Origin of the sequence: Pseudopedobacter beijingensis, from assembly GCF_042678145.1 — a bacterium.
Taxonomy (GTDB): Bacteria; Bacteroidota; Bacteroidia; order Sphingobacteriales; family Sphingobacteriaceae; genus Pseudopedobacter; species Pseudopedobacter beijingensis.
This window is the reverse complement of sequence record NZ_JBHUDG010000018.1, coordinates 118,825-132,263: the sequence shown is the minus strand read 5'-3', so window position 1 is coordinate 132,263 and position 13,439 is coordinate 118,825. Positions and strand designations below refer to the sequence as shown.

The window sequence follows — 13,439 nt, the reverse complement described above, 5'->3', positions numbered from 1 at the left end:
GCAATACTACTTATAAATAAATCAATTAAAATTCATTTACATCATGAAGAATCGATTAAAGGTTATTGGCCTATTTACGTTGTTATGTGTTTACCTACTAGATGTCAAATCACAAGACTTGTACCAAAAGCATGAAGTGAGAATAAACTTTAGTGATGCTATTCCGTTGACCATTGGTGATGCCTTTGTTGAAGGTTTTAGCAGTGGATTTGCTGCATCTATAGCAGGTTATTCTAAGAAAAGTTTTAACGAAAAAAATAGCGGAATGTGGGGGCTTGGTTACAAATATCATATTAACAACCGCTTTAATGTAGGAGTTGATATTGGTTTGCTAACGGCATCAAAAGATACTGAATTATCAAAAAACAATGATACTTATACAGTACATAGAAAAACAAATTTCTTTTTAGTAATGCCTACTATTCACTATAATTATCTTAATAAAGAAATTATTCAGCTATATGGTAATTTAGGAACTGGCCTGTTAAGTTATTCTGTGAAAGAAAATAAAGATGATGGCACAAACTATAGCGACAACTATACCAGCTTTGCATTTCAGCTAAATCCTATAGGAATACGGGTGGGAAAACAATTTGCGGGCTATGCCGAGTTAGGATTTGGTTTCAAAGGGATTATTAATATAGGTGCCAGCTATAAATTTTAAAACGGACATCTAATTTACAGGGTAGTTCATATTTGATTTTACATTTATAGACTACCCTATCTTTCTATTCAACCAAATGGGTAAGACATATTCCTTTACCAAATTGGCCCATTTGTAGTTATTAATATCTTGCTTATTTACCCATATTATTTCTGCTAATTCGGCCTTAGGTTTAGGACTTATTGTTTCGGGTAATATGTACTGAAATATAACTCCATTTACAATTGTATCTGTTTCATTAACAGCTGTAGTTGCATATTCTCCTAATAAAACAAGCCCTTCTTTAGGTAAAACAATACCTGTTTCTTCTTCTACCTCTCTAACAGCCGCACCTAAATAAGTTTCTTCCAAATCAAGCTTTCCTCCCGGTAATTGAAAATAACTGGATCCTTTTTTTCTTACCATTAAAAGCCTGTTGTCTGGATCTAAGAGCATAACTGCTGCTATGAAAATATTATTCATATAGAATTCCTTAAAGGATAGAAAACAGATTCCCGAAATCTACAAGGTAAACCTGGATTCCGGGAATATTAAAATTTTATTTAAGATTGCTTTCTTACATATTTAGTTAGAATAACAATCATTTGACCGTCTACCCTTCCTTCTATAAATTCGGGGTTATTAGGATCTAACCTGATTCCTTTTACAACTGTACCCAGTTTTGCTGTTAAGGATGAACCTTTTACATCTAAGCTTTTGATTAACACTACTGAGTCGCCATCAAACAGTTGATTCCCGTTACTATCTTTATGCACTTCAGAAGATTGGTTATCGTGTTCGTCACCAGCTTCTTTAGCCCATTCCAATGTTTCGTCATCAAGATAAAGAATATCAAGATTATCCTGTGCCCAGCTTTCGTTCTTCAGTCTGTTGAGCATTCTCCAGGCTACTACCTGTACAGCAGGTATTTCACTCCACATTGTTTCACTTAAAACCATCCAGTGTTTAGCATCTATTTCTGCTGTTTTATCTATCTGTGTTTTACAAGTGTTACAAACCAGTAAAGAGTTTGCTTCTGTTGTAATAGACTCAGGCTTGGTTTCATATACCTGCAAATCTTTATCTGATTTGCATAATTCGCATTGGTTTCCACTTCTTTCCCTTAAAAGTGCTTCTATCTTGTTCATATTATTGCGAAGATATCAAAATAAATTCTGGTGGTGTTTATAAAAACAATACTTCTATTTGTATTAAATCTAAATAAATGTAGATTTGCACTATTATTTATATTTAATCCAAATAAGTGATTAAGCATTTTTTTACACACCTGTTGTTTTTTACTTATATAGTAACAAGTTTTAATTCTTTTTCGCAACCTGTCCAAACAGCACATGCGCTAAAAGTATTTATTTTCTCATCGGTAGATAAAACCCCTATTGATGTAGCAAGTGCTGAGTTACAAATGGGTAATAAAAAATACCGCTCACAGAGTAATCAATATGGTATTATTCAATTTGCAAATCTGCCTGCAGGTAAATATTTTATTAATATTTCTTGTATTGGTTTTAAACAGGATATTACAGAAATTTCTCTATCCAAAGATCAAACGCTAAATATATTCTTACAACCAGATGAGCAGAAGCTTCAGCAAGTAACAATTACTGCTTCCGAATCAAAAAACTTAAGTACCAGTAGTATTATTGACAAGAAGGCTATGAGTCATTTGCAACCTTCCAGTTTTACGGATTTATTGGAGTTACTACCGGGTGGAAGAAGTATTGACCCTAAACTAACTCAAATGAATCAAATTAAGCTTAGAGAGGTTGGCCTATCTTCATCGCAATATGATTTTTCTTCTTTGGGGACTTCTTTTTATATGGATGGCATGTTAATGAATACAAGTGGAAATATGCAAATTTCTACAAATTACACTACCAGTGCTGCTAATGATAATATAACTGCTGCCAATCGTGGGGTAGATATGCGTACAATTTCTACAGACCAAATTGAAAAAGTGGAAATTATAAGAGGTATTCCTTCTGCAGAGTATGGAGATTTAATCAGTGGGGTAATTCTGATAGAAAGAAAAAAAGGAGAAAGCCCTTACCTATCCCGGTTTAAAGCCGATGGTTTTAGCAAATCAATTTATATTGGAAAAGGCTTTTCTTTTCCTAAGAGCAGACAAACATTTAACATTGATCTTAGCTATCTGAATTCTAAACAAAATCCAACCAACAATTTTTTAAGCTATAAACGGGTGAATACTTCTTTACGTACTTCTAAAGTGTGGAACGAACGGAAAACTACCTATACTTTATCTAACAATTTAGATTACTCTACTAATATTGATAACAAGAGGGTTGACCCGGAAAATGGATATGCATTAACGGATAGTTATAATTCTAAATATCATGATATAGGCTTAAGTAATGAGTTAAATGTTAAGTTTTCAAATAGTAATGTATGGAAATCTTTAAACTTTAAGAGTAGCATCAATTATACTTACAGTTTTGTAGATGAGGTAAAATTTATACAAACTAAATCGGTATCTGTATTAACTAATTCTTTAGAAGCTGGTGACCATTATGCTAAATATGCTTTACCTAACTATGTATCTGAATTAGAAATTGAAGGAAAACCTTTAAATATATATTTAAAGGCTAGTACTGCTTTAAGATTAAAGCATGGTTTATTCAATCATAATTTAGCGTTTGGTAGCGATTATAGATATACAAAAAACTTTGGTAAGGGACAGGTTTACGATTTAGATAAACCTACCTATTATACTCAAACAGGAACAATGTCTGTAAGACCAAGGGCTTTTAGCGACATTCCTGCTATGAATAATTTGTCTTTTTATGCTGAAGACAAATTAATAGCCAAAATAGATAAACATATTCTGGAAGCTGCCATAGGTGCCAGAGCTAATGCTTTGATTGGTATGAATAACAGCTATACTATTGCTAATAAACTTTATATAGATCCCCGAATTAACAGCAGGTGGCATTTACCTAAAGTAATGGTGAATGAAAAACCTTTGTTGCTTACAATTGGTGCAGGATACGGTATACATACAAAGTTTCCTACTCTTGATCAGCTATATCCTACTAAAAACTATAAAGATTTTATTCAGTTAAACTATTACCATAATAATCCTGAATATAGAACTGCTCATGTAAAAACCTATATTACAGATGCTACAAACTTTAATCTTAAACCTATTACTAATAACAAATGGGAAATATCTTCGGATATAAATTATAATAGGTACAGATTAACGGTAACTTATTTTAACGAAATAACCAACTCTGGATTTAGGAATCAGTCCGAATACCATAATTTCAATTATCGTTTATACGATATTAATTCGATTGATGCCACTACCATTACTCAAAAACCCGTAGTCGAAGATTTTCAGTATAAGGAACTGAATGAATTTTATGCATATACCATGGTAACCAATGGAGGCAAATTGATTAAAAAAGGATTAGAATACACATTACAAACTCCAAGATTTGAACAATTATATAATGCCAGATTTACAATAAACGGTGCCTGGTTCCAAAATATATATACCAACAGTATGCCGGTTAATAAGGTTATTAACTCAAATTTTCTCGATTCAAAAGGACTTCAACGTCAGTATGTTGGTTTATATAATGATGATGATGGATATTACAGGTCTAGCTTTAATACTAATGCGGTAGTAGATACTTACCTTCCTCAACTTGGTTTAACACTTTCTTCTGCTTTTCAGTCTTTATGGTTTTCTAAAAGAAAGAACCAATGGAAATCCGGAACTCCTTATGCTTACAAAGATATTAATGGAAACATTTATCCGTTTACCAGCGAAAGTGAAAAAAGTGCAGATTTAAAACCTTTAATACAAGATTATAGTCGTACAGATTTTGAGATGAGAACAGTACCTATTGACCTCAGAATTAATTTTAAAGCAACAAAAGAGTTTAAAAATAAGGCCGAGATATCCATGTTTGTCAACCGCATATTTATGTATGTACCTAACTACAGGGAGAATAATATTATAATCATCAGAGAGATAGAAGCACCTTATTTTGGAATGGAATTAAAATTAACTCTATAAATATATAATAATACATAATTCATATGAACACTATTCATTCAAAGCTATTATTTGGCTTAGCACTTCTTGCTTCTGTAACGGTAGGGAGCTGTAAAAAAGACAGTTTAAATGAGAAAAAAACCGATTTAACCATAACCTATCAGGTGCCTGAAACACTAGAAGCTCCTAAAGTTTCTAATATTACCGTTTCTTTTACCGAGGTTAACAGTAAAATAAATACTCAAAAGCAGTTTAACGGAGATGAACCGATTCAGGTTTCTCTACCAGAAGGTTCTTACGAAGTAACTTTCACTTCAGATATATCTTATACTCAAGATGGTAAGCAAGTAAATAGTAAGTTAAGAGGGCGCCAGGGAGGAGTAATTTTATTAGGAGAAAATGCTGCTGTTAATTTAAAACTCTTTCTATATGATGAGAATGCAAATTTTGTTATCAAAGAATTGTATTTCACAGGATCGGTAACACCAGAGGGTAAGCAATATAATGGAGACAAGTACTATGTTATTTATAACAATTCTGCAGATACGCTTTATGCAGATGGTTTAATGATAGCACAAATAACCTTTCTTACTACAACCAGACGAGATTACACACCAGATATCATGAACGAAGCCGTAACCGTGAGCGATATTGCCATGATACCCGGAACGGGAAAACAATATCCGGTTGCACCCGGAAAACAAGTTGTTATCGCTGATAATGGTATCAATCATTTGGAATACAATTCCAATTCAATTGATTTAACCAGCGCAGACTTCGAAATGGAACTATTATCCAGTATTAATATAGATAATCCGCAGGTAACCAATATGATTCCGGTAACTGCTAGCTTCACAACACATAACCGCGGTTTTAAAGGTTTTATACTTGCAAAAATAGACAAGGGTATAGAGACCTTTAAAGCAGACAATTATTACACTTATAAATATTTCACCACAAAGGAAATGTCAGGTAACGGCTACAAAATAGAAAACAAATACATTTTGGATGCTGTTAATTTAAGTGTTGCTGATAGTTTTGAATGGATAACCACCTCTCCTGCTTTAGACATGGGTTGGACACATTGCGGAACCACTTCTTCTGATGCTAATAGGTACGGAAAATCAGTAAGAAGAAAAGTGATTTCAAAAGATGGTGACAGAGAAATATTGAAGGATACAAACAATTCATCTGTTGATTTTGATGCAGAGGTAGTTCCTTCTTTAAAAAAATAAAACATGCTTTTTAGAAATATATTGACACATTTGTTTATCCTGAGCGTGAGCCTTTCTTATGCTCAGGATAAACCTGTCAATTCAATAGCTATAAGAGAAAAGAATTCTCTATTAAGCCAACATCTTAATAATCTCTTTGAAAATGCTGCCTTAAAACAATTTCAAAGAGATACCTCTTATAGCATATTAGCCATTGATTATTTGAGAGATAAAAAAGAGTTATTTTATTCTCAGATAGGACAAGGAGAAAATTCTTTTAAGGTTTATTCAGAATCTTATAATAATAAACCTAAAAGTACCTTATGGGGAAAGGCCTCTTATAGCAATGAAAAAATATTAAAAAGAAATTTCAATGAATCTTCATCGTATCAATTAATTTATCCCTATGTAACAGCAGATACTGTGGGTGGAGATTTGTATAATGAGGTTTATTATTTTTCCGGTGGACTTAATAAATCTATTGAGAAATATACTTTTGGAATAAATACTTCTTTTGAAGGAACACAACTTTATAGGGATATAGACCCACGACCTGAGAATAAGACGGCTAAAATAGACCTTGAATTAGCCATATCCAGACAAGTAAGTGATAAATACAGAGTAGCTATAGATTTAAACGGTTTTTACTATACACAAAGTAATAAATTAAGTTTTGTAAACGAACTCTCCTATCCACTTACTTTTTATGATGCAGGCCTTGGAAATTATAACAGCGTATTGGCGGGAGATCCAACAAAAAGTACATATAAAGGTTTTCAAAAAGGAATAGGACTAAACTTAATTCCTGAGACTAAAAAAGGTTGGTTCTTAGAGGGAAAATATAATAAATTTGATTTCGGAAAAGGTCTTACGAAAACTAAAGACAATATTGCTGAGATTGCAAACAAGTTCTACGAAACTTCTTTTGGATATATGAATATTGGGAAAACAGAAGCATATCTTGTTCGTGCTACAATATCACATAATAAACGCTTGGGAACCGAAGCTAAATTTGATAGTAAAACATCAGGAACTGTTTATCCTAAAATATCTGAAGATTTAAGATACTCGAATACCATTACTAATTTCAATGTGTTTTTGGATTATGAAAAGCGAGGTTATCCATTAGATTGGGGAATAAATATTAGTGGTAACTTTAAACAGTTTGAAGAAAGTTATGTTTCACCAAACAGGTTTCAACAGTTTGATTTAATTGAAGCAGGAATACAACCGAGAATTAGTAAACAGGTAAACAATCAGTTTATTATAACCGGTTTAATAGGTTTAAAGTATCAAACATCATTAAACAAAAATAAATCATTTACTGGCTTAGATGTAAGTTCAAGTATCTACCAAATGTTAGAAAATAATTATACATATCTCACAGCTGATACATTTACGAGTTTAGCCTCATTATCTATAGATTATTCGGTTAAACAGACACTAAGTTTTTTTATTAATATACAAGCACAAAATCAGACAAATATCAAGCAAAACTATATAAAAGTTTCTACGGGATTTGTTTTTTAGCAAGATGAAAAGAATAGCCTTCATTACCTCAATTTTTTTCGTATTTATTGTAAGTACCGCCTTTTTGGGCGATGTAGAAGTTAGTACATTGCGCCAACTGTATGAAAAACCTATTTCTGAATGGCCTAAGCCAACCATAGATGAAGGAATAAAATGGGAAGAGTTTAAATCTTTACCAGTAATAGATACCAGCTATTTCTCTAAAATGAAGCAACCTAAGGTTAATCTTGGAAAATTACTTTTTTTTGATCCGCGGTTATCCGGATCAAATCAGATATCATGCAGTAGCTGTCACGATCCGCAACTATCATTTGGTGATGGTAAAAGTGTAGCTTTGGGACATGACCATACTCTGGGAAATAGAAATACACCTTCGTTATTGAATGTTTATGCCAGAAAATCTCTTTTCTGGGATGGCAGAGCTGCAAGTTTGGAAGAACAGGCATCATCTCCTATTGAAGCTCATCACGAAATGGCAATGGATCCCCATAAATTACCTAAAAAATTAAAGAATATTAAAGGATATCAAACACTTTTTACAGAAGCTTTTGGTGATGACAAGATAAACATGGAACGCATTACTATTGCATTGGCAGAGTTTCAACGTACTTTACAAAGCAGACGAAGTAGATTTGATTTGTTCCTGGATGGTAAATATAGTGCCTTAACAGACAAGGAAATTGAGGGTATGCATATATTCAGGACTAAAGCCAGATGTATGAATTGTCATAATGGACAATTTTTTACTGATGAAGACTTTCATAACATTGGACTTACTTACTATAAGAGAAAATATCAGGACCTTGGAAGATATGAGGTAACTAAAGACCCGAATGATGCAGGCAAATTTAAAACACCTTCATTAAGAGATGTTATGCATAATGGACCATGGATGCACAATGGTTTATTTAGTGATATTATGGGGGTTGTTAATATTTACAACAGTGGTATGCATATGATAGATCCTACAGACGAACAGAAAAAGGCTGACCCAATGTATCCATATACAGATCGTTTATTAAAACCGTTAAAATTAACAACAGAAGAAAAACGTTCATTAGTAGCATTTCTTGAAGCTATTACAGCTACACAATATAAAATGCCGAGACCAGAATTACCTAAATAATTGTGTGTCTTTCTCAGTAATTTAACCTTCATAAATAATTAGAAGTGTTTAATTATGCAACGTCTTTTGAAAAAGACGTTGCATAATAATACTTTTTCTATTTAGTTTACTTAAATCTCACTTTATTGAGTAGCAATTTTTGTTATAAAGTTTTCTGATGAGATTATTTCTACACCAATATTTTTCAGTTCGGTCATTCCTTTTTCATAAACACCAGAAACCAGATCGCTTAGCATAGCTATTTTAAAATCACGTTCACTGGCTTCATAAATACTTGTCCGCGGACAGTTAGGGAAATTACATCCTGTAAAAACAATTGTATCAATCTGTCGCTCTTTCAAAAAATCTTCCAATATGGTATTATAAAAAGCGCCCCATCTGGATTTGTATAAAATCCATTCGTTATTAGCTATTTCTTGCACTTCTCCTTTTAATAAAGTATCATAATCCATTGTAAAAGAAGAAGATTCTGGTAGTAATTCCTTGACCAATTCAGCTCCTTTGGTATCTGGTAAAACAATTTTAGCCCCCGATGCTATCAATGCCTTTCTGCATAAATCTACATTGCTAGCATCTTCTTTATAAAGACGTATAACATGAATGATGGGAATATTTCTTTCCCGACAGGTTTCTAATACCTTTTTCAAGCGGGGAACAATTTCATGAGAACCTGTAACTTCGGCTATACTACCGGGCATAACAAAGTCATTCTGCATATCTATGGTTAACAAAATGCATTTATTATAATCTGGTGCTATATGACTATTCATCTTTTAAAATTCTGGAATGACTAATTTAAAAATTTTGCCTATTCTGTTAAAAGTAAGTTGAAGAATTATAACCATTCAAAAAACTCTCGTTTCCCTATTTTAACTTTAGTTCCCGGTGTTAATTTCAGTTCCTGATTAGGATTTATTATCTTTTCATTATTTACCTGGACGGCTCCGTTTTCAATTAACCTTCTTATTGCAGATTTAGTAATGTCTTTCTTTAGATGAGTACACATATCTACCAATAATACAACTTCTTGATGATTTAAAAACAAATCTATTTTTACCGGTTCGAACACTTTTTCTTCAAAGTTTTTATTCTGGAACTGGTTTACAAAAAATTGTTCGGCCTCTTCTGCATTTTCCTCGCTGTGGTATTGTCTAATAATGTTTTTGGCTATCTGTTTTTTTATTTCCATCGGATTTTCTGTTTTCAACAAATCCTTCAATTCTTTTTTTTCTATAACAGAAAAATCCGTCGCTAAATCAATATATTCTTCTATCAGGCTATCAGGTATTGACATGGTTTTCCCAAACATTTCGTTAGGTTCATCTGTAAGACCTATAATATTATTTAAAGATTTACTCATCTTTTCTTTTCCGTCTAAACCTTTTAATAATGGCATACACATAACTATCTGGCCGTCCATATTAAAACTTTCCTGTAATTGCCTACCCATAGTACAATTAAACAGCTGATCCGTCCCTCCCATTTCTATATCGCAACCAATCTGAACTGAATCAAATCCCTGCAATATGGGGTAAACAAGTTCATGCATGGCTATGGGTGTATTTTCCGTAAATCTTTTATTGAAATCATTCCGGTGCATAAGCTGCGCTACCGTTACTTTTGAGAGCAGTTGAATAACTTCTGAAAAATTCAATGAATCTAACCAATCTGAGTTAAATACAATTTTAGCTTTATCTACATCTATTACTTTAGAGAGTTGTTTAATGTAGGTTTCTGCATTATGTTTCACCTCTTCCACAGATAAAGGTTTTCTACTCTTATTTTTGCCTGTAGGGTCACCTATTCTTGCGGTAAAACTACCTACCAATATTATAATCTGATGACCTAAATCCTGAAATTGTTTTAGCTTACGCAATACTACAGCATGTCCAAGATGTAAATCTGGTGCAGTTGGATCAAAACCTAATTTAATACTCAGCTTTCTATTATCTTTTTCTGCCTGCGCCAGTTTACTTTCTAACCCATTATCGGGTAAAATAATTTCTACGTTTTCTTTAAGTTGTTTTACTGTATCCATTTTTTGTAAAATAAAAAAGCCCGAACATGAACATGTCCGGGCTTTGGTGATATATCTTTTTATTATAGTTATGTATATAATTTCTGAAGTGCAGACATACCTTTTCCCGAACAGCTATTGGTATAATAATAGTTATTATAGAAAGGAAGTCTTAATATGTTCTTCAAAAATTTCATTGGTACAAAAGTAAGGCTTTTAAATTGTATAAAAAAACAGGATGCTAAAAAGACATCCTGTTCAAACCTAATTATTAAAATAAAAGCTAAACCGCTATGCTATTGAATGTTTAATTTCCAGTTGATCTTTAAGTAAGTCGTACTTTTCGTCTAAAGCAGCAATACGGTTTTTAATTTCCTGATTAAAAGTACCTATTCCCTGTCTTCTTGTAAATGTAGACATATCAAAGCCTCTGCGTTGTAATGAATATTTAGCTATAGTAGGATAAACATCATGCATTACATCCATATTGTCTATAAAGAACTGTTGTGCCTGTGCTACTTCACCTGCCAATGACTCGTTTGCATAGTTATTACATAACCATACTAACAGTTCAGGATAGAAGTTTCCTTGAATACATGATAATCCTGCAGAACCTGCTTTTAATGATTCTACTGCATGTACCATATAAGCATCGTATAAACCAAAATTATTACTATTTTCGGTTGCTTTGATTTTTGCTCTTACCTGATCTATGTCTAAGCAAGTATCTTTATGGTAAGTTACTCTTCCGGTTTTAACCAGAGCTTCTAATTGCGCAGGTGAAATTAATCTTTTATAAGGAACCGGGCATTCGTAAAATCCCATTGGAACACCATCTGTTAAATCTAACAGCTTATGTACGTTGGCGTCAAATATTTCATCACTATCCTGCTCTTCAGCTAACAAACTGGTAATTCCAATAACCGCCTCTACACCTGTATCGTATATTTTCTTTACAAAGTCTGCCTGTTTTTCTATAGCCCCACCAAAAGTACCTGTAGCTACAACAGGAATACTCCCTTGAGTTGATTTTACTACAAAATCTACTAATTCCAAGCGTTCGTCTTCACTCAATTCAAACATTTCGCTTGAAAGACAATTGGCAAATAAACCTGCCGCACCTGCTTCAATGTATAATTCCGTTAATCTTTTCAGTCCATCGAAATCTATATCTCCGCTATCCTTAAAAGGTGTCAACATGACAGGTATAAAACCTTTTTCTGTTCTGTTCATCTTCTGATTTTATTATTTTGTAATGTATTGGTATTTAACCTTTTCTGATTTTAGCTATTAATGATCCTGTTAAGAAAATTGATAATGTCCCGACAACAATAATCATGTTTGCATGAAGTGGGTTCTTTAAGTAAGCAAACTCTTCTGGTATTAAATAGGATAAAGACATCCAGATAATTACCATTAGACCAATCACCGTGGCTGCTAAAGCTTCTGTATTTCCTGATTTCTTGCTAATAATGCCTAATAAGAATAAGCCTAACATACCGCCAGCAAAAATTCCTGATAATTGCCACCATATATCCAATATACTCTTCACTCCAATCATTGCTATTCCACAAACCATTCCTGCTAATCCAAAAAATGTTGTTCCGATGTACAATAATTTCATATTTTGCTTATCGGTCATTTCAGGTTTGAAATATCTTTTGTAGATATCTTCAGCAAAAACTGTTGCAGAAGCATTCATACCAGAGCTAATGGTACTCATTGCTGCAGATAAAATAGCTGATACAATTAAACCTACCAACCCTGTTGGGATCATGGTTACCATAAAATGTGGCATCACTTTATCTCCATAATCTTCTGGTTTTAAAGCTGAAGCTAAACTGCTTATTTCTGAACTGGATGCTGTAGAAGGTAATAATTCTGCAGCTGCTTGTAGTTTAACGCCTTGTATAAGATCTGGATTTACCTGATAGTAAGCATATAGACACGTTCCTATAATAAAGAACATTAACGAAGCTGGAACATATATCCAAACGCATAACCAAACTGATTTTGATGCTTCTTTTGCAGAACTTGCGGTATGGTATCTTTGTACGTAGTTCTGATCCATACCAAAGTTGTTTAGGTTTATAAAGAAACCGTACAGCAACACCACCCAAAAAGTGGCCTGCGTAAAATCAAACGACAAACTGCCGAGACCAAACTTATTATCGTTAGTTCCAATTTCAACGATTTTAGAAACTCCGCCTGGCATATCTGCCACAATAATTCCGATAATTAATATAGCTCCTAAAGTTTTTAGAATTCCCTGTACTACCTCAGTCCAAATTACAGCCTCTATTCCTCCCATTACAGTGTATATAATTATACAGATACCTGTTACCAGCATAATCATTTCCATGCTATAACCGGTAAGTGCTTGTAAAGTCAGAGAAATACCAAAGAAAATAGATCCCATTCTAGCCAACTGTGTTAAAAGAAAACATGCCACTGCATAGGTACGCGCCCAGGCTCCAAATCTCTTTTCAAGATTGGTATAGGCTGATACCTCGCCTACACTTCTATAAAATGGCACAAAGTATTTGGCTGCCACCCAAGCGGCTAAAGGCATAGATAAGCTAAAAACAAAAGCATTCCAGTTACCTCCGAATGCCTTACCCGGAACTCCTAAGAATGTATTACTGCTTAAAAATGTTGCATAGATAGATAAGCCTATTGCCCAACCGGGTATACGTCCTGATGCTTTTGTGAACTGGTCGGCACTTTTATTTCTCCTTGAAAAATAAACACCTACCAAAACCATAGCTATAAGGTATAAGGCTATTACTGCTAGATCAATAAATGGAAGATTCTCTGTCATCTTTTTCCTCGAATATTAGGTTTAGTAATTATTCAACTTCTATAGC

At 33.3% G+C, this 13,439-nt stretch carries 11 protein-coding genes; 5 read left to right on the top strand and 6 right to left on the bottom strand.

All coding sequences use genetic code 11. From position 1 onward, the window contains the following. Positions 1–43 precede the first annotated feature (43 nt). On the top strand, positions 44–664 hold the full coding sequence (locus tag ACFSAH_RS12070) for an outer membrane beta-barrel protein (RefSeq protein ID WP_379662995.1): 621 nt from the start codon (positions 44–46) through the stop codon (positions 662–664). A 51-nt stretch (positions 665–715) separates the two neighbouring features. Here ACFSAH_RS12070 and ACFSAH_RS12065 read toward each other — a convergent pair whose 3' ends face one another. Both ACFSAH_RS12065 and ACFSAH_RS12060 read right to left on the bottom strand, forming a co-directional pair. Next, a complete protein-coding gene (locus tag ACFSAH_RS12065) occupies positions 716–1,126 on the bottom strand; it encodes an NUDIX hydrolase (protein WP_379662994.1) in 411 nt (136 codons plus the stop codon). Between the two features lie 80 nt (positions 1,127–1,206). Then, positions 1,207–1,791: a PhnA domain-containing protein gene (locus ACFSAH_RS12060; RefSeq protein ID WP_379662993.1), complete on the bottom strand. Its 585-nt coding sequence runs from the start codon at positions 1,789–1,791 to the stop codon at positions 1,207–1,209. Between the two features lie 116 nt (positions 1,792–1,907). Between ACFSAH_RS12060 and ACFSAH_RS12055 the strand changes: the two genes are divergently transcribed. The 4 genes from ACFSAH_RS12055 to ACFSAH_RS12040 are packed head-to-tail and all read left to right on the top strand — an operon-like array spanning position 1,908 to position 8,555. Beyond that, positions 1,908–4,706: a TonB-dependent receptor gene (locus tag ACFSAH_RS12055; RefSeq protein WP_379662992.1), complete on the top strand. Its 2,799-nt coding sequence runs from the start codon at positions 1,908–1,910 to the stop codon at positions 4,704–4,706. Positions 4,707–4,729: 23 nt separating this feature from the next. Continuing rightward, positions 4,730–5,920: a DUF4876 domain-containing protein gene (locus ACFSAH_RS12050; protein WP_379662991.1), complete on the top strand. Its 1,191-nt coding sequence runs from the start codon at positions 4,730–4,732 to the stop codon at positions 5,918–5,920. Positions 5,921–5,923: 3 nt separating this feature from the next. Beyond that, a complete protein-coding gene (locus ACFSAH_RS12045; protein WP_379662990.1) occupies positions 5,924–7,429 on the top strand; it encodes a DUF6850 family outer membrane beta-barrel protein in 1,506 nt (501 codons plus the stop codon). 4 nt (positions 7,430–7,433) lie between these two features. Continuing rightward, positions 7,434–8,555, top strand: a complete 1,122-nt coding sequence (locus ACFSAH_RS12040; RefSeq protein ID WP_379662989.1) for a cytochrome-c peroxidase — start codon at positions 7,434–7,436, stop codon at positions 8,553–8,555. Between the two features lie 122 nt (positions 8,556–8,677). On the opposite strand, the gene ACFSAH_RS12035 is transcribed toward ACFSAH_RS12040, so the two are convergent. From ACFSAH_RS12035 to ACFSAH_RS12020, 4 genes are all read right to left on the bottom strand, one after another. Continuing rightward, positions 8,678–9,325 (bottom strand): cysteine hydrolase family protein, encoded by a 648-nt coding sequence (locus tag ACFSAH_RS12035; protein WP_379662988.1) that lies wholly within the window; start codon positions 9,323–9,325, stop codon positions 8,678–8,680. A 65-nt stretch (positions 9,326–9,390) separates the two neighbouring features. Next, the gene (gene tyrS / locus ACFSAH_RS12030; RefSeq protein ID WP_379662987.1) at positions 9,391–10,593 is read right to left on the bottom strand and encodes a tyrosine--tRNA ligase; all 1,203 of its coding nucleotides are present in this window, start codon (positions 10,591–10,593) and stop codon (positions 9,391–9,393) included. Between the two features lie 270 nt (positions 10,594–10,863). Further along, entirely contained in the window at positions 10,864–11,805 is a 942-nt protein-coding gene (locus ACFSAH_RS12025) for a dihydrodipicolinate synthase family protein (protein ID WP_379662986.1), read from the bottom strand. Between the two features lie 34 nt (positions 11,806–11,839). Continuing rightward, on the bottom strand, positions 11,840–13,393 hold the full coding sequence (locus ACFSAH_RS12020) for a sodium:solute symporter family protein (RefSeq protein ID WP_379662985.1): 1,554 nt from the start codon (positions 13,391–13,393) through the stop codon (positions 11,840–11,842). Positions 13,394–13,439 lie beyond the last annotated feature (46 nt).